The organism is Streptomyces luteoverticillatus (assembly GCF_003970715.1).
GTDB classification, from domain to species: domain Bacteria; phylum Actinomycetota; class Actinomycetes; order Streptomycetales; family Streptomycetaceae; genus Streptomyces; species Streptomyces abikoensis.
Genome location: NZ_CP034587.1, coordinates 1,242,107 through 1,258,911, shown reverse-complemented (window position 1 = coordinate 1,258,911; position 16,805 = coordinate 1,242,107). Strand labels below are relative to the sequence as shown.

General features: G+C 72.9%; 16 protein-coding genes and 1 pseudogene. 5 read left to right on the top strand and 12 right to left on the bottom strand.

Annotated features, from left to right (window positions below; all coding sequences use genetic code 11):
* Positions 1 to 16 precede the first annotated feature (16 nt).
* The 9 genes from EKH77_RS05075 to EKH77_RS05035 form a co-directional block, all read right to left on the bottom strand.
* Positions 17 to 1,255, bottom strand: a complete 1,239-nt coding sequence (locus EKH77_RS05075; protein ID WP_126913238.1) for a styrene monooxygenase/indole monooxygenase family protein — start codon at positions 1,253 to 1,255, stop codon at positions 17 to 19.
* On the bottom strand, positions 1,252 to 1,677 hold the full coding sequence (locus EKH77_RS05070) for a DMT family transporter (RefSeq protein ID WP_126913237.1): 426 nt from the start codon (positions 1,675 to 1,677) through the stop codon (positions 1,252 to 1,254). The genes EKH77_RS05075 and EKH77_RS05070 overlap by 4 nt, the downstream gene beginning before the upstream one ends.
* Positions 1,677 to 1,997, bottom strand: a complete 321-nt coding sequence (locus EKH77_RS05065) for a DMT family transporter (RefSeq protein WP_126913236.1) — start codon at positions 1,995 to 1,997, stop codon at positions 1,677 to 1,679. The genes EKH77_RS05070 and EKH77_RS05065 overlap by 1 nt, the downstream gene beginning before the upstream one ends.
* 56 nt (positions 1,998 to 2,053) lie before the next feature.
* A complete protein-coding gene (locus EKH77_RS05060) occupies positions 2,054 to 2,746 on the bottom strand; it encodes a transglutaminase-like domain-containing protein (RefSeq protein ID WP_126913235.1) in 693 nt (230 codons plus the stop codon).
* A gap of 5 nt (positions 2,747 to 2,751) precedes the next feature.
* Positions 2,752 to 3,888 (bottom strand): acyl-CoA dehydrogenase family protein, encoded by a 1,137-nt coding sequence (locus EKH77_RS05055; protein WP_346429046.1) that lies wholly within the window; start codon positions 3,886 to 3,888, stop codon positions 2,752 to 2,754.
* 78 nt (positions 3,889 to 3,966) lie between these two features.
* On the bottom strand, positions 3,967 to 4,344 hold the full coding sequence (locus tag EKH77_RS05050; RefSeq protein ID WP_126913233.1) for an ectoine synthase: 378 nt from the start codon (positions 4,342 to 4,344) through the stop codon (positions 3,967 to 3,969).
* A complete protein-coding gene (locus tag EKH77_RS05045; protein WP_126913232.1) occupies positions 4,331 to 4,600 on the bottom strand; it encodes a phosphopantetheine-binding protein in 270 nt (89 codons plus the stop codon). The genes EKH77_RS05050 and EKH77_RS05045 overlap by 14 nt, the downstream gene beginning before the upstream one ends.
* Before the next feature lie 6 nt (positions 4,601 to 4,606).
* Entirely contained in the window at positions 4,607 to 6,097 is a 1,491-nt protein-coding gene (locus tag EKH77_RS05040) for an AMP-binding protein (RefSeq protein WP_126913231.1), read from the bottom strand.
* The gene (locus tag EKH77_RS05035; protein ID WP_164737742.1) at positions 6,094 to 6,645 is read right to left on the bottom strand and encodes a flavin reductase family protein; all 552 of its coding nucleotides are present in this window, start codon (positions 6,643 to 6,645) and stop codon (positions 6,094 to 6,096) included. Before EKH77_RS05035 ends, EKH77_RS05040 begins: the two co-directional genes overlap by 4 nt.
* A 268-nt stretch (positions 6,646 to 6,913) precedes the next feature.
* On the opposite strand from EKH77_RS05035, the gene EKH77_RS05030 reads away from it, so the two are divergent.
* Complete coding sequence (locus EKH77_RS05030; RefSeq protein ID WP_126913229.1) at positions 6,914 to 7,786, top strand: polysaccharide deacetylase family protein; 873 nt, start codon at positions 6,914 to 6,916, stop codon at positions 7,784 to 7,786.
* A gap of 80 nt (positions 7,787 to 7,866) precedes the next feature.
* Here the strand turns inward: EKH77_RS05030 and EKH77_RS05025 are convergent, their stop codons facing one another.
* Positions 7,867 to 9,114 (bottom strand): glycoside hydrolase family 18 protein, encoded by a 1,248-nt coding sequence (locus EKH77_RS05025; RefSeq protein WP_126913228.1) that lies wholly within the window; start codon positions 9,112 to 9,114, stop codon positions 7,867 to 7,869.
* 318 nt (positions 9,115 to 9,432) lie between these two features.
* On the opposite strand from EKH77_RS05025, the gene EKH77_RS05020 reads away from it, so the two are divergent.
* Positions 9,433 to 10,608 carry an acyl-CoA dehydrogenase family protein gene (locus tag EKH77_RS05020; protein ID WP_126913227.1) on the top strand — a complete coding sequence of 392 codons (1,176 nt, stop codon included), beginning with the start codon at positions 9,433 to 9,435 and terminating at the stop codon, positions 10,606 to 10,608.
* 56 nt (positions 10,609 to 10,664) lie between these two features.
* Here the strand turns inward: EKH77_RS05020 and EKH77_RS05015 are convergent, their stop codons facing one another.
* Together EKH77_RS05015 and EKH77_RS05010 are read right to left on the bottom strand one after the other, a co-directional pair.
* Positions 10,665 to 11,867 carry a pyridoxal-phosphate dependent enzyme gene (locus EKH77_RS05015; protein ID WP_126913226.1) on the bottom strand — a complete coding sequence of 401 codons (1,203 nt, stop codon included), beginning with the start codon at positions 11,865 to 11,867 and terminating at the stop codon, positions 10,665 to 10,667.
* Between the two features lie 85 nt (positions 11,868 to 11,952).
* Complete coding sequence (locus EKH77_RS05010; protein ID WP_126913225.1) at positions 11,953 to 12,324, bottom strand: hypothetical protein; 372 nt, start codon at positions 12,322 to 12,324, stop codon at positions 11,953 to 11,955.
* Positions 12,325 to 12,520: 196 nt separating this feature from the next.
* Between EKH77_RS05010 and EKH77_RS05005 the strand changes: the two genes are divergently transcribed.
* From EKH77_RS05005 to lnt, 3 genes and pseudogenes are all read left to right on the top strand, one after another.
* Positions 12,521 to 12,964, top strand: a complete 444-nt coding sequence (locus EKH77_RS05005) for an Lrp/AsnC family transcriptional regulator (RefSeq protein WP_004948875.1) — start codon at positions 12,521 to 12,523, stop codon at positions 12,962 to 12,964.
* Positions 12,965 to 13,019: 55 nt separating this feature from the next.
* Positions 13,020 to 14,654 (top strand): amidohydrolase, encoded by a 1,635-nt coding sequence (locus EKH77_RS05000; RefSeq protein ID WP_126913224.1) that lies wholly within the window; start codon positions 13,020 to 13,022, stop codon positions 14,652 to 14,654.
* A gap of 498 nt (positions 14,655 to 15,152) precedes the next feature.
* Positions 15,153 to 16,801: pseudogene (gene lnt / locus EKH77_RS04995) on the top strand (apolipoprotein N-acyltransferase).
* The last annotated feature ends 4 nt before the right edge of the window (positions 16,802 to 16,805 follow it).

Here is a 16,805-nt window from a genome sequence, read left to right as displayed (position 1 = left end):
GCCTCTCCCCGCCCCCTCAGCGGACGGCCGGTTCGGGGAGGATCTCCCGGCGGGCCGCCTCGGGTTCGTGCCACCAGGGGTCCAGGCCCGTCGGGTTGTTGAAGCCCTCCGCGATCCGGCTCGCCAGCCCGGGCTGCCGCTGGGCGGCGTCGAGCAGGTCCACCACATGGGCGGGCGCCGGGGGCAGCAGACCGTTGGTCCAGCGGGTGACGTGCCGGGCGTACTCCCAGAACCGCTCGAACGTGGCCGTCATCCAGTCGGCGTCGAAGGGCTCGTCCCCGCGCGCGAGGATCTCCCGCAGGTAGACGTCGGCGCACTTGGCGGCGCTGTTGGAGCCCTGGCCGGTCAGCGGGTCGTTGACGACGAGGACGTCGGCGACGCCCAGGACCTTCCGGCCCGAGGGCAGGGTGGCGACCGGCTCGCGCACGGTCGGCGTCAGCCGTCCGGCGAGCACCCCGCCCGGGTCGGTGAGCACCGCGTCGGCGGCCCGCTCGGCCTCCCACGGCAGGAACTCGGCGAGCAGCTTCTTGGTGACGTCCAGGTGCTCCTCGGGGGAGCGGACGTCCGCGAAGGCGTCCAGGGGGCCGCCGGGCACGCCGTTGAGGAACAGGCAGTCGCAGGGGCCGCTCTTCGTCAGCGCCGGGACGATGAAGTACTCGCCGACGCCCGGCATGAGGCTGGCCGAGCAGGCGACGAAGGAGTCGCGGGGGCGCAGGCCGTGGACATAGGAGACGGCCGCGACGCGCTGCGGGGCGGTGAACGGTGAGCGTTCCGCGTCGCGTTCGAAGATCCGGGAGATCTCGCCCTTGCCGGCGGTGACGAGCACGAGGTCGTGGCTCGCGGCCAGCTCCTCCAGCTCCGCCACGCCCGCCTCGGCGATACGCAGCTCGCCTCCGGCGGCCGTGAACTCCTCCAGCCAGGCGGCGATCTTGACGCGCTGGTCGACCGACTGGCCCGGGGCCGCCAGCCGGGCCTCGAAGTCGATGGCCTTGACGGCGTCGGGGGCCACGGTGAAGGTCAGGCCCTCGATGGCGGGTGCCTCGCCTTGCCAGTGGTCCAGGCCCAGGCGGCGCTCGGTCTCCAGGGCGTCGGCGAACATGATCTGGGTGGACATCACCCGGCCGTCGAGGACCTGCCGCGCGGTCCTGTTCGACACGAGGGTGACGTGATGGCCGGAGCGGCGCAGGCCGAGGGCGAGCTGCAGGCCCGCCTGGCCCGCCCCGACGACGGCGATCGACCGCGTGCTGTGCTTCATTGCTTCGCTGTCCTTTCCGGTTCCACGGATTCCGGACGGCCGGCCGCGTCGTCCGCCGCCTGGTCCGCCTCGGGGGTGCTCTCCGTCGTCATATGGAGGCCCAGCACGCCGCCGATGATCGCCACGAGGCACACGACCTTGCCGACCGTGATGCTCTCGCCGAACAGCAGGGCCCCGAAGACCACCGCGCCCACCGAGCCGATGCCGGTCCAGACGGTGTAGCCGATGCCGACGTCGAGCGTTTTGAGCGCGAGGCTCAGCAGGTACACGCCGCCGCCGCCCGCCACCGCGGTGATCAGGGACGGCACGAGGCGCGTGAAGCCCTCGTTGGCGGCGGAGCTCAGGGCGAAGACGATCTCGAAGGCGGCCGCGATCAGCAGCAGCGTCCACGCCTTCGCGCTCTCGGTGCGTCGCTCGCCCATCAGGCCGCCCCCATCGACTTGAGGCCGACCACGCCGCCGATGATGGCGGCGAAGCACAGCAGCTTGGCGGGCGTGATCTTCTCCTTGAAGATCACGGCACCGAGGACGACCGTGCCCAGGGCGCCCACGCTCGTCCAGATCGTGTAGCCGACGCTCACGTCCAGCGTGCGCAGGGCGAGGCTGATGAAGTAGATGCCGCCGACGATGCCGACCAGGGTGATCAGCGAGATCCACAGGCGGGTGAAGCCCTTGGAGGCGTTCGCGCCGAGAGCGAAGACGATCTCGAACGCGATGGCGATGAGAAGGTAGATCCAGGCCATGGAGTGGTGACTTCCGGGTGGTTTTCCGGGTGTTGCCGGGTGGTTTTCGGGGCGGTCTACGGTGCGGGGACGGGCGCTTCGTCGGCGAGCGAGCCGCTGCCGGAGATCGCGGCCCCGGCGGCCCCCTCGGCGAACATGCCGGGGTGCTTGGCGCGCATGCGCGCCATCAGCCGCTCGTACGGCACGTCGGCGTGGTCGCCGTAGTCCGTGAGGAACTCCATCTGCCGCGCGCCCTGGGCGTCGTAGGGGTGGTACACGCTGTCGGCGGTGCCGTCGAACTCCAGCGGCGTCATCCCGTACAGGCGGCACAGCAGGCCGTTGAAGACCGGGGTGACGCGCGTCCAGCGGCCGTCGAGGTGGACGGAGACCAGGCCGTGGTGGAAGACCTCGCCGCCCACCATGCGCCGCAGCCGCTCCGAGGCGAGGTGGTTGCGCACATCGGCGTAGACCAGCCGGCTGGGGACGCCGACCGAGCGGACCGCCGCCGCGTAGAGCACGGACTTGTGGAGGCAGAAGCCCTTTCCGGCGCGGGCCACCGAGCTCGCCCGCAGCGCGGCGCGCTCCAGGCTGGTGCCGTAGACCTCGTAGTCGACGCCGTCGCGCACGGCGTAGTAGAGCCGGACGGCCTTCCCGGCCGCGGTGGTCTCCTCCAGGGCCCCGGACCGCGCGACGAAGTCGCGGACCTCCGGGGAGTCGTGGTCGAGGAATTCGGTGGGACGCAGAAGTTCCGCGAAGTCTGGTGTGCTCATCGTCCTCAAAGACCCATCGTGGTGGCGATGCGGGAGTACTGGATGTCGGTGGTGCCCGAGTAGATCGTTCCGGCGACGGCGTTGCGCAGGTCCTGCTCCAGGCCGTACTCGGCCATGTAGCCGTAGCCGCCGAAGGTCTGCACGGCCGCGACGGCGGAGGCGAGGTTGCCCTCGCTGGCCAGGAGCTTGGCGGTGGCGACCTCCACCGTGGCGTCCTCGCCCGCCTCGACCTTCCGCGCCGCCTCGTACAGGGCGGTCCGGGCGGTGTCGGTGGCGACGCGCATCCGCGCGATCCGGTGGGCCACGGCCTGGTGGGAGCCGATCGGCCTGCCGAACTGCTCACGGGTGCGGGCGTAGTCGACCACGCGCTCCAGGCGGGCCCGCATCTCGCCGACGTTCACGACGAAGGAGCACAGGACCTCCCACTTCATCACGTGGTCGAAGACGACGAAGCCCGTGCCGACGCGGCCGATGACGTTCTCCAGGGGCACCCGGCAGTCGTCGAAGAACAGCTCGGAGAGCGGGGAGGTGCGCAGGCCCATCTTCGCCATCGGACCGCCCACCGTCAGGCCGGGCCGGTCGCGCTCGACGACGACGGCCGTGATCCCGAACGGGCTGCCGCGCTCGCCCGTCGAGACGTACACGACGAACACGTCGGCTATGGGGCCGTTGGTGACGAACGCCTTGCCGCCGTTGAGGACGAGGTGACCGTCCTCGACCCGGCCCGTGGTGCGCAGGGAGAGCATGTCCGAGCCGGCCTCCGGCTCGGAGATCGCGTGGGCGCCGATCACCTCGCCCGCGCACACCGCCGGCAGGAACCGCTCCTTGAGCGCGGGCGAGCCGAAGCGCTGGATCGGCACACCGGTGCTCACCATGTGCGTGGTCGCCGAGAAGCTCAGGCCCGCGTCGCGGCACGCCTGGCCGAGGCCCTCCAGGACGTACAGGGTGGTGATGAGGGACTGGCCGAGGCCGCCCCAGCGCTCCTCGAAGGGCAGCCGGAACAGGTCCGACTCGCGCAGCAGCTTCCAGTTGTCGTGCGAGAACTCGCCCGTGCGGTCGCGCTCCAGGTGCCCCTCGCCGAGCCGTTCGCCCAGGGCCGCGATCGCGGCCCGCAGTTCTCGCTGATCTTCCGACCAGTGCATCAGCTATCGACCTTCTCGGTGTGGTCCGGACGGGGAGGCCGGAGGGGAGAAGTGCCCGGCCTCCCGTCCACGGGCGCTCTAGTAGTGGGAGAAGCCGCTCTCGTCGAGGCTGTGCACCTCGTCGCCCCGCAACGGCGGGTTGAAGACGCTGATCAGGTGGAGATCGGTGTCGGGGTCGGCGATGAGGAAGTGGGCGTCGTGCTCGTCGAGGGCGTAGAGCACACCGGGCTCGATGGCGAGGCTCTTCGAGCCGTCGGCGCTGATGACCTCGCCCCGGCCGCTGATGCAGTAGCAGGCCTCCAGGTGCCGGCGGTACTGCAGCCGGGACTTGGTGCCGGCGCGGACGAGCGTGTCGGCCACGGTGAACCCCATGCCGTCGGACTCGGTCAGCAGCCTGCTGCTGCGCCCGTTGCCCCACTCGACCGTCTGGACCTTGTCCTTCTCACGCGTGAACATGGTGGTTCCTCGTCTCTTCGAAAGCGGTGACGAACGCGTCGATGGCGTTCACGGAACGGAAGTCGCCGGGGGTGATCTCGACCTGGTCGAGCGGGATGCCGTAACGGGTGGTGACCCAGTTGACGACCCGGACCACCTGAAGGCTGTCGATCACGCCCGTCGCCAGCAGGTCGTAGTCGGGATCGAGCTGATCGGCGCTCAGGTCCGGCAGGAACTCCGAGATCAGGAAGCGCTTGATTTCCGCGGGGCGGTTCATGCCCTGTTATCCCTTCAGCCGCCGTACGTCGCCGACGGCGGCGCGGTCGTTCTTTCCGGTGGGGCCCTTCGGCAGGGCCGCGTCGACGACGCGGATGTCGCTGGGTATCGCGGTTCTGGCCAGCCGCCGGGCGCAGTGCTCGCGCAGGGCGAGGACATGGAGGGCGGAGCCGGGGGTGCGGCGCACGAGGGCCTGGAGCCGTTTGCCGGCCGCCTCGTCGGGGACGGTGACGACCACGGCATCGGCCACCTCGGGGTGGGCCAGCAGGGTCTGCTCGACCTCCTCCAGCGAGATCCGCACGCCGCGCACCTTGACCTGGAAGTCGGTGCGCCCGACCAGGTGGAGGGTGCCGTCGGCGGTCCGCCGGACGAGGTCCCCGCTGCGGAACCAGACCCGGGGCCCGTCCGCGTCGGCGCGGCGGACGAACCGGTCGGCGCCGCGCGCGGGATCCAGGTAGCCGTGCGCCTGGAAGGGGGTGTGCACCAGCAGTTCGCCGGTGCCGGGCCCGTCGAGCGGCTGCCCGTCCTCCCCGAGGACGAGGGCGCGGACGCCCGGCAGCGGTCTGCCGAGCGGCAGCGGGCCCGCCGTCTCCGGGTCGCCGGGCAGCAGCGGCCCGGCGTCGAGGATCAGGCTGTCGTTGGTCTCGGTGCAGCCGTAGACATTGGCGAAGGAGGCGTCCGGGAAGAGCCCCGGCAGCCGGGCGAGCAGCCGCGGCGGCACCGCGTCACCGGTGAGGACGACATGCCGCACCGACTTCAGCGGCTCCGCGGGGTCCGCGCCCTCGGTGAGCAGCCGGTAGAGCAGCGGCACGCCCTGCACGAGGTGGATGTCATGGGCGGAGATCAGCTCGCGCAGATGCGCCCCGTCGGTGGCCCGGTCCGGGTCGACGAGCACCACGCGGCCGCCGACGGCCAGGGTCGTCCACACCTCCAGCAGGCACAGGTCGAAGTTGAGGGGCGCGTAGTTGAGCACCGCCGTGTCCGGCCCGAGGCCGAAGTGCTCCGCCGCCCAGGAGATGAAGCGGCCGACGGCGTCCAGCGGCAGGGGCACCACCTTGGGCGTCCCGGTGGAGCCGGACGTGGTGAGCAGCAGGCCCGTCCCCTCGGGGACGGCCGGGGCGTCCGGCCGGGGAACGATCGTCTCGACGCCGAGGCCGCCGGGCGCGTCGTAGGCGGGTTCGGCGGTCAGCACCCGGTCGATGCCCGCGCCGGCGGTCAGCTCGCGCAGGGTGTCGGCGCCGAGCTCGGCGGAGGGCAGCAGCACGGGACGGCCGTCGCGCAGAGCGGCGACGAGCAGGGCCAGGGTCTCGGGCGTTCGGCGGGCGGGTACGCACACGGGGGCCGCGCGGTGGCCGCCCAGGTGGCGCAGCCGCTCCTGGAAGACGCCCGCGAGCGCGCCCAGTTCGCCGTACGGGACGGACGTGCCGCGCCAGATCAGGGCGGGGGCCTCCGGGGTGTGCCGGGCATGGTCGTCGAAGGCGGCGGTGAGCGGGCTCATGCGGAGACGCCCGTCGTGGCGCCGGACGCGTCGATCTCCCGGTAGCCGCCGTCGAAGTAGACCAGCGGGCGGCCCGGGACGCTGCCGGTGGCGACCACCCGGCCGATCAGGAGGGCGTGGTCGCCGCCGCCCACCACGCTCTCCAGCCGGCAGTCGAAATAGCTGAGGGATCCGCTGACGACCGGGGCGCCGGTGACGAATGATTCGGTGGCCACGGACGGGAAGGAGCCGATGGCCCTGCCGTTGCCTCGGGTGGCGAAGTGGCGGGAGACGCGCTGCTGGTCGTCGCGGAGCACGCTGACCGCGAAGACCTCGGTGGCGAGGACCGCCGTCACCAGCGGGCTCATCCGCCCGATGGACACGGACACCATCCGCGGCTCCAGGGAGAGCGACCCGAATGCCGAGACGGTCTTGGCGAACACTTCGCCGCCATTTCTTGTCGCGACCACCGTGACACCGGACGCGAATTTACCGGCCGCCGCGCGGAATTCCCGCTCCGGGCATTCTTCGGGCTGCGCCCGCACCCGGGACGTCGGGGGTAATGCCATCACTGTCACTGCCATTCCGTGAGGGCTTTTCTCGGGGACGTCCATGACTGTACGAGGTGCGGTGAAGCCGCTTCCACTACCTCTTCGGGTAGTGCCGCCCGGCTACCCGTCCGAGTGGTGAGGGGTCCCGGCGGGACCGTATCGGCGCAGGTCGCGGCCGCTAACCAGGCTACCGGTGGGGGCGGTTGTACAGATCTACACGGAAGGGGTCGTGATCATGTGCGAGTGTCCATTGTGAAGGGCCTCCGCCCTGTTTAGGGTCACTTTCATGACTGCATCCTGGCTTGGCCCCGGAAAGGCCTCGGCGGTGGCGCTCACATTCGATGTGGACGCTGAGACCGGTGTGCTCTCCATGGGCGAGAAGTACGCACGGCACGCGATGACGATGACCCATCAGGCATTCGGCCCCGATGTCGGCGTGCCGCGCATCCTGGGAATTCTGCGCGAACTCGGCGTGCCCGCCACGTTCTTCTTCCCGGGCTGGGTGGCCGAGCGCCGCCCGAATCTGGTGGCGCGGGTGGTGGAGGCGGGCCACGAGGTGGCGCACCACTCCTACAGCCATGTACCGGCGACGTCGATGACGTTCGCCGAGGAACGGAACGACTTCGAGCGCGCCCTGGAGGTCTTCCAGAAGCAGGACGTGCCCGTGTACGGCCACCGGGCCGGGCTGTGGGAGGCGAGCTGGCAGACGGCCTCGCTGGTCGCGGAGTACGGGCTGGCCTACGACTCGTCGATGATGAACGACGACCGCCCCTACCATGTACCCACCGAGCGGGGCGACGTCGTGGAACTGCCCCCGCACTGGTCGCTGGACGACTGGGAGCAGTACGCGTTCCTGCCGGCGCCGCAGATCGGCTCCATCATCGAGGACCCGCAGAAGGTGCTGTCGATGTGGAAGTACGAGCTGGACGCGATGCGGCGCTACAACTCGCTGTTCATGCTCACCAACCACCCCTTCCTCACCGGCCGTCCGGGCCGGGCGGAGGCGCTGCGCTCCCTGATCGAGTACGGGATGTCGCACGGCGACGTGGAGTTCCTGACGTGCCGTGAGATAGCCGAGCGCGCCAAGGCCGACACCTCGCTGGCCACCCGGCCGCTGGAGCAGCCGGAGATCGAGCCGGGGCTCTTCCCGTCGGAGTGAGATCCGAGTGGGAGACGACGAGCGCCTCCCGTCCGGGACTGCCGGACGGGAGGCGCTTTTTCGGTGGGATCAGTCGGGGATCAGTTGATGGACTTGATCAGCTCGCCGTCGGCCGTGTCGCCGCTGAGCTCCCAGAAGAACGTGCCGCCCAGGTTCTGCCGGTTCTTGTACGCCATCTTCCCGGCGATGGTCGACGGTGTGTCGTAGCTCCACCAGTCGTTGCCGCACTTGGCGTAGGCGGTGCCCCCGACCGTGCCCGTGGCCGGGCAGGTGTTCCTGAGCACCCGGTAGTCCTCGAAGCCGGCCTCGTAGGTGCCCTTCGCGGGCCCGGTGGCCGTGCCGCCGGGGGCGGACTGGGTGACGCCGGTCCAGCCGCGCCCGTAGAAGCCGATGCCCAGCAGCAGCTTGGACGACGGGATGCCGAGCGCCTGGAGCTTGGTGATGGTGGCGTCCGTGTCGAACCCGGCCTTCGGGATGCCGTTGTAGGACGTCAGGGGCGAGTGGGGGGCGGTGGGGCCCTTGGCCTCCCAGGCGCCGAAGTAGTCGTAGGTCATGGGGTTGTACCAGTCGACGTAGCGGGCGGCGCCCGCGTAGTCGACGGCGTCGATCTTGCCGCCGGCGGAGGCGTCGGCAGTGATGGCCGCCGTCACCAGGCTCTTGCTCCCGAACCTGGCGCGCAGCGCCGCCATGACGTCGCGGAAGGCGGTGCGGCCGCTGGTGTCACAGGTCAGCCCGCAGGCGTTGGGGTACTCCCAGTCGATGTCGATGCCGTCGAAGACATCGGCCCAGCGCGGGTCCTTGACCAGCCCGTAACAGGACTCGGCGAACGCGGCGGGGTTCTTCGCCGCCTCGCCGAAGCCGCCGGACCAGGTCCAGCCGCCGAAGGACCAGACCACCTTGAGGTTCGGGTGGAGCTTCTTGAGCTTGCGCAGCTGGTTGAAGTTGCCGCGCAGGGCGCCGTCGTCCCAGGTGTCGGCCTTGCCGTCGACGCTGCCGACGGCGTCGTAGAACCTGTCGTAGTCGGCGTAGGCGTCGCCGATCGCGCACTTGCCGCCGGTGACATTGCCGAAGGCGTAGTTGATGTGGGTGAGCTTCGCGGCGGAGCCGGAGGTCTCGATGTTCTTCACATGGTAATTGCGCTCGTAGACGCCCCAGTCGGTGAAGTAGCCGACCACGCGCCGGCCGGCCGAGGTGTCCGTGGTGTCGTCGGCCGTGGCCGGGCTCGCGGTGAGGCCGCCCGCGAGCAGGGCGGCCCCGGCGGCCACCGCCGTGAGCCAGGTGCGGGCGCGCTTGCGGAGCGGTCCGGGCATTCCGTGCGGTCTGGGCATGAGGTCTCCTCGGTGGGGGAGGAACGTGCTCTTGGCATGGACGCGTTGAACAATGGGGAAACCGTAGGAGGACTAGACCAATACGGTCAATGGTTCGTACCAAAGCCGTTGCGTATGGTCCGCCCGCGGCCCGTAGGGATTCAAGATCTGCCGACCGGTGACGCGGCGCCCGCGAACGGGCATACTCCAACCGCCACAGCCGCAGGTCACGCGATGTCGCGACCCGGCGCGGGACCATCGGCTGGGCACCCACGGCAGCGTCGCCCCCCACCCTCGGGCGGCCGTCGCCGCAGCGCCCGACAGGGAGGAGCCGCCGCCATGACCGATCACGGACCGCAGCCGGTGGAGCGTCAGCTGCCCACGGAGGAGTCCCGCGACCTGATCTCGCTCGTGCGGGACCTGACGCAGCGGGAGATCACCCCCACCGCGGCCGAGGAGGAGGACGCCGGGCACTTCCCGCGCGAGGTCTTCGGACTGCTCTCCGCGTCGGGCCTGCTCGCCCTGCCGTACGCCGAGGAGTTCGGCGGCGGCGACCAGCCCTACGAGGTCTACCTCCAGGTGCTCGAGGAGCTCGCCGCCGCCCGCCTCACCGTGGGCCTCGGCGTCAGCGTCCACACCCTCGCCTGCCACGCCCTCGCCGGCTACGGCACCAAGGAACAGCGGCAGACGCACCTGCCCGCCATGCTCGGCGGGGGACTCCTGGGCGCCTACTGCCTCTCCGAACCGGCCGCCGGCTCCGACGCCGCCGCCCTGCGCACCCGCGCCACCCGCGTCGGCGACACCTGGACCATCGAGGGCACCAAGGCCTGGACCACCCACGGCGGCATCGCCGACTTCTACACCGTCCTGGCCCGCACGGGCGGCGAGGGCCCCCACGGCATCACCGCGTTCCTGGTGCCCGGCGACGCCCCGGGCCTGACGGCCGCGCCCCCCGAGCGCAAGATGGGCATGAAGGGCTCACCCACCGCCCAGCTGCACTTCGACGGGGTCGAGGTCGCCGACGCCCGGCGCCTCGGCGACGAGGGCCAGGGCTTCGCCATCGCCCTGTCCGCCCTCGACTCCGGGCGGCTCGGCATCGCCGCCTGCGCCGTCGGCGTCGCCCAGGCCGCCCTCGACCAGGCGCTGTCCTTCACCCAGGAGCGACGGCAGTTCGGCCACCCGGTCGCCGACTTCCAGGGACTGCGGTTCATGCTCGCCGACATGGCCACCCAGATCGAGGCGGGCCGCGCGCTCTACCTCGCCGCCGCCCGCCTCCGCGACACGGGCAGGCCCTTCGCCAAGCAGGCCGCCATGGCCAAGCTCTTCTGCTCGGACGCGGCGATGCGGGTCACCACCGACGCCGTACAGCTCATGGGCGGCTACGGCTACACCGCGGACTTCCCCGCGGAGCGGTACATGCGCGAGGCGAAGGCGCTGCAGATCGTGGAGGGCACGAACCAGATCCAGCGGATGGTGGTGGCCCGGCACCTCGCGGGACCGGGGGGCGCCCCGTAAGGGGCGCGGGGAACTGCGCGACCGGCCACGGACGGCCCGCAGCCGCCCGGCAAAGCTCAGCCGAGCAGCTTCGCAAGCTCCGGCACCCGCTCCTCGGCCGCCGCCGCCCCGGCGACACTCGCGGTGTCCTTGAGCCCCGTCGCCGTGCCGATCGCCACGACCGGTCCGCCGCCCACGCGTTCCCGCGCGACGCGGCGGGCCGCCGCGACGCCCACCGCCGACGACGGCTCCAGGAACAGCCCGCGCGCCCCCAGCGCCAGGTGCTCGGCCATGAACTCCTCCGTGGGCACGGCGATCGCCGACCCGTCCGCGCCCCACAGCGCGTCCAGGCCCTGCCACACCGGACGGCTCTCGCCGAGCGAGAACGCGGGGGAGGGCATCGGCTCCACCGACACCCGCTCCTGCTCCGCCCGTCCGGCGAGCGCCAGGGCCGCGGTGTACGGGGCGGCGCCCGCCGGCTCGGCCGCGACCAGGCGGGGCACACCGGCCACCAGCCCGGCGGCCCGCAGCTCCCGGAATCCGCGGGCGATCCCGGACAGCAGATCGGCCCGGCAGGTGGGCACCACCACGGCCCCCGCGCCCTCACGGAAACCGGGGACGTCCCGGGCGAGTTCGTACGCGACGGACTTGTAGCCCTCGTTGGCGTAGGCGTTGCCGCCCGGGGCGGGAGTGGCGTAACTGGTCAGCGGATACCAGCCGAACCGCTCGACGGCCTCGCGCATCGCGGCGTTCCGCGCGGCCGTGCCGTCCCGGACGACCCGCACCGCGCCCAGCGCGTCGATCTGCGCCCGCAGCGGCCCGGGGACCTCGCCCGTGGTGAACACCACGCAGCGCAGGCCCGCCCGGGCGGCGTACGCGGCGACGGCTGCGCCCGCGTTGCCCGAGGAGGCCGCCGCGACCGTGTCCGCGCCGGCGGCCAGGGCCGCCGCGACGCCCACGGCCATCGCCCGGTCCTTGTGCGAACCGGTCGGGTTGGCGCCCTCGTACTTCACCCACAGCCCGTCCGGCCCGCCCTCCGGCAGGGACACCAGCGGCGTGCCGCCCTCGCCGAGCGTGACCGGCTCGCCGACGGGCGCCGACAGCGCCGAGGGCCAGCCCCACGGCCCGCCCGGGTACGTCTCCAGGGACAGCCCGGACAGATCCGCGAGCGGCGGCACCGGGTTGGCGCCGATCCCTTCCTCCCGGCAGGCCGCGCACCCGGAGAAGTCCTGGGCGGCGGCACCGCAGCGCGGGCAGTGGAGGGGTATCGGCAGCGGCACGCGGACTCCTGAAGGTTCGTCGGGCCCCGCGCGCGTGGCGCGCGAGGCTCCGACCGTAGCAGCCCGCCCCGGCGCCGATCCGCCGTCAGGAGCGGCGGCCGCCCTGCTCCGGCACCCGCAGCGGGCGCGAGCCCGGCCCCCCGATGTGCGAGAACGGCTGCGTCCGCCAGTCCAGGCTCTCCGGCAGGGTCAACAGCAGCGCCGCGTCCAGGTCCTGGGCGCCCTGCGACTCGTCGGCCGGATCGGCCTCCTCCGCGCCGCGCCCCGAGCCCGGGCAGACCGTCAGCCCGAACGGATCCCACGGGGACGGGCACAGCGCGTGCTCCGGGAGCACGTCCTCGTCGGCGAGGAGCGCGATGGGCCGCGCGCAGTCCGGGCACATCACCCGGAACATCTCGTAGGTCTCCTCGTACAGACCACCGTCGCCGTCGGTTTCCAGGCGTTCCAGGCTGGGCATGGTGTGTTTTCCCCCTCGGATGGACCGGCCGGGCACCTCGGCCGCGGCCACAGCAAGCACTTCCCGTACGACAAGGCGGGTAATCGCCGCACACGGGAGGACACGGGTGCGTGTCTGTGGCATTGGTCACACGCTCCGTGCGCCTGTGGCGCCGTCGACTGTGCCCGGCGCGCCATGAACCAGTAGGTTGACCCGCGTGGAGGAGTTGGACAAAGAGATCGTGGAGCTGCTCGTCAAGGACGGGCGGATGAGCTACACCGACCTGGGCAAGGCCACCGGCCTGTCCACCTCGGCGGTGCACCAGCGCGTGCGCCGGCTCGAACAACGGGGCGTCATCCGCGGTTACGCGGCGGTCGTCGACCCCGAGGCCGTCGGGCTGCCCCTGACCGCCTTCATCTCGGTGAAGCCCTTCGATCCGAGCGCGCCCGACGACATCGCGGACCGGCTCGCCGAGATCCCCGAGATCGAGGCGTGCCACAGCGTGGCGGGCGACGAGAACTACATCCTCAAGGTGCGGGTCGCCACGCCGCTGGAGCTCGAGCATCTGCTGGCGCGGATCCGCTCGCTGGCGGGGGTCTCGACGCGGACGACGATCGTGCTCTCGACGCCCTACGAGGCGAGGCCGCCGCGGGTGGGGTGACCGGGGCGGAGCCCCGGTTACGGGAAGGGGCGGGTCAGGGGAGAGACTAGGCGTCATGAGTGAGCGCCCCGGCAAGCCGCATTCCGTCCTGTTGCGCAACGGCACTGTTTACAGTCCGGCGGATCCGTTCGCGACCGCCATGGTCGTCGAAGGCGACAGCGTGGCCTGGGTCGGTTCCGAAGGCGCCGCCGACTCCTTCGCCGACGGTGTCGACGAGGTCGTCGACCTGCGCGGCGCGCTCGTCACCCCCGCGTTCACCGACGCGCACGTCCACACCACCGCCACCGGCCTCGCGCTCACCGGCCTGGACCTCACCGGCGTGCCCACGCTCGCCGCCGCCCTGGACCGGGTGCGGGCGTACGCCGCCGCGCGCCCCGCCGACCGGGTGCTGCTCGGGCACGGCTGGGACGCCAGCGCCTGGCCCGGGCGCCGGCCCCCGTCCCGCCGCGAGCTCGACGAGGCCACCGGCGACCGGCCGCTCTACCTGACGCGCGCCGACGTCCACTCCGCCGTCGTCACCACCGCCCTCCTCGACCTCGTCCCCGGCGTCCGCGAGCTGTCCGGCTTCGCGCCCGACGCCCCGCTGACGGGCGACGCCCACCACGCCGTGCGCACCGCCGCGCACGCCACCGTCAGTCCCGCCCAGCGCGCCGAGGCGCAGCGCGCCGCGCTCGCCCGCGCGGCCGCGCTGGGCATCGGCTCCGTCCACGAGTGCGCCGGGCCGCTGATCTCCTCCGAGGACGACTTCACCGGGCTGCTGCGGCTGGCCGCCGAGGAGCCCGGCCCCCGGGTCACCGGCTACTGGGCCGAGCGGATCACCACCCCCGAGGAGGCCGGCCGGATCCGCGAGCTGGGTGCGCTCGGCGCCGCCGGCGACCTGTTCGTGGACGGCTCGCTCGGCTCGCACACCGCCTGCCTCCACGAGCCCTACGCCGATGCCCCCGGCGGCACGGGCAGCGCCAACCTCGACGCCGCCGCCGTCGCCGCCCACGTGGCGGCCTGCACCGAGGCCGGGATCCAGGCCGGTTTCCACGCCATCGGCGACGCCGCGCTCACCGCCGTCGTCGAGGGCGTGCGCGCGGCCGCCGAGAAGGTGGGCCTGGATCGCGTCCGCGCCGCCCGGCACCGGATCGAGCACGCCGAGATGCTCAACCCGGAGCTGATCGCGGGCTTCGCCGAGCTCGCCCTCACCGCCTCCGTCCAGCCCGCGTTCGACGCGGCCTGGGGCGGGGAGGAGGGCATGTACGCCGAGCGCCTGGGCCGCGAGCGGGCCCGGACGCTCAACCCGTACGCGGCCATGCTGCGCGCCGGGATCCCGCTCGCGCTGGGCTCCGACAGCCCCGTCACCCCCCTCGACCCCTGGGGCACGGTCCGGGCCGCCGCCTTCCACCGCACGCCGGAGCACCGCGTCTCGGCGCGGGCCGCCTTCACCGCGCACACGCGCGGCGGCTGGCGGGCGGTCGGCCGGGACGACGCGGGCGTCCTGGTGCCGGGCGCGCCCGCGGACTACGCGGTCTGGGAGACCGGCGACCTGGTGGTCCAGGTGCCCGACAGCCGGGTGGCGAACTGGTCCACCGACCCCCGCTCCGGCACCCCCGGCCTGCCCGACCTCACCCCGGGCGCCCCGCTGCCGGTGTGCCTGCGGACGGTCGTGGGCGGGCGGACGGTCCACGCGCGCCCGAACGGGTGACGCGCCAAGATCCACGTACCGCCGAACGACGTCCCCGGGGCCGCCCCGCATGGTGTCATCTACCGTACTGACCTGCTGATTTGAGCGACACACGCAGGTCGCGAGGGTGTTGACACAGTGCGGGCGGCGGCCGGTAGGTTCTCGCTGTCCACCAAGGACGTCCGACCGGGGAACCTCCACGCAGTCGTCGAACGCCGCTGGGCCATGGGGCGGTGCGCCGGGAAGGCGCCCCGCCACTGGGAGCCAGGCTCAGCGCACGGGGGCGAGGGACGGTTCGGCCGGGCCGGCAGGTGCGACCCGGGTGGGGCCCGGACGTTCAGTAGACAACGGCTCTCGGCCGACCGCAGCCGGCGGTTCCGAAAGTCGGCCCGAAGGACACCGGGCCCCCATTCCGACCCGTGCGCGGGGGCGGCGCCCTCGCCCCTCGGGGCCGCGAGGGCCCCCGACCGAGGTACGGTCGTCAGCTGACACCCCTGCCAGCTCCAGGAAGAAGCGACCGTGCCCTCGGGTCCCGAAACCACACCGGAAGCCACCCTGGCCCCGCCGTCCCCGGCCCCCGTGCCGCGCCCCGGCCGGGCCGTCCGCCTGGCCCGGCTCGCCCGTCGCGAGGCGCCGCGCACCGCCCTCGCGGCCGTCGCCGGGCTCGTCCTCGCCCTGGCCTTCCCCCCGTACGGCCTGTGGCCGCTGTCGGTGGTCGCGGTGGCCGCGCTCGCCGTGCTGACCCGGGGCGCACCGCCCGCCAGGGCGCCTGGACGGGCTTCGCGTTCGGGCTGCCGTTCTTCTTCTTCCTGCTGCGCTGGCTGCACGTGGTCGGCTACGACGCCGTGCTGGGCCTGTCGGTCCTCCAGGCGGTCTTTCTGGCCGTGCTCGGCGCCGGGCTCGCGCTGACCTCCCGGCTGCCCGCGTGGCCGCTGTGGGGGGCGTGCCTGTGGATCGCCGAGGAGTGGGCGCGGGACCGGGTGCCGTTCGGCGGCTTCCCCTGGGGCCGGCTGGCCTTCGCCAACACCGGCTCCTCCTTCACCCCGCTCGCCGCGCTCGGCGGGGCGCCGCTGGTGAGCTTCGCGGTGGCCCTGGCCGGCGGGCTGCTGGCGTACGCGCTGCTCGCCGCGTGGCGGTCGCGGGGCGGCCTGCCGGGCGTACGGGCCGCGCTGCCCGCCGCCGGGGCGCTGGTCACGGCCGCGGTGGTCGCGCTCGCGGGGTACGCCGTGCCCGTGCCCACGAAGGCGGACGACACCGTGAAGATCGCGATCGTCCAGGGCAACGTCGAGAAGCCCGGCATGGACTTCCTCGGCCGCCCGCTGATGGTGCTCAACAACCACGTCGACGCCACGCTCCAGCTGGCCCGGGACATCAAGGCGGGCAAGGCGCCCAGGCCCGACCTGGTGATCTGGCCGGAGAACTCCTCCGACCTCGACCCCTTCCAGTACGCCGAGGCGTACGACCGCATCCAGGAGGCCGTGCGGGCCGTGGGCGTGCCCGTCCTGGTGGGCGCCCTCGTCGACCACCCCGGCAAGAGCGGCTACATCGACAACAAGGGCATCGTCTGGGACCCGGTGACCGGGCCCGGCGCCTCCTACGCCAAGCAGCACCCGGTGCCCTTCGGCGAGTACGTGCCCTTCCGGGACCAGCTGAGCAAGGTCATCACCCGGCTCCAGCGCGTCCCCCGCGACTTCTACCCGGGCGACCACACCGGTGTGCTGCAGGTCGGCCCGGCCCGGCTCGGCGACGTCATCTGCTTCGAGGTCGCCTACGACGAGATCGTCCACGACACGGTGGCCGCCGGCGCCCGCGCCCTGGTCGTCCAGACCAACAACGCCACCTACGGCCGCACGGGCCAGCCCGAGCAGCAGCTGGCCATGAGCCGGCTGCGGGCCGTCGAGCACGGCCGGGCCGTGGTGACGGCCGCCACGAGCGGCATCAGCGCGGTCGTCGCCCCCGACGGGCGGGTGCTCCAGCGGAGCGAGGAGTTCACCCGGGACGTGATCTCCGCGAGCATCCCCCTGCGTGACGGCACGACCGTCGCGGACCGCGTCGGTGCGGGCCCGGAATGGGCGCTCGCTATGGTGGGTCTTCTGTCCTGCGCGGCGGCGGTCCTGACCTCCCGTCGGGCACGGGCGGACGAGACCTCGAACCGGAAGGGCCAGTAGTGCC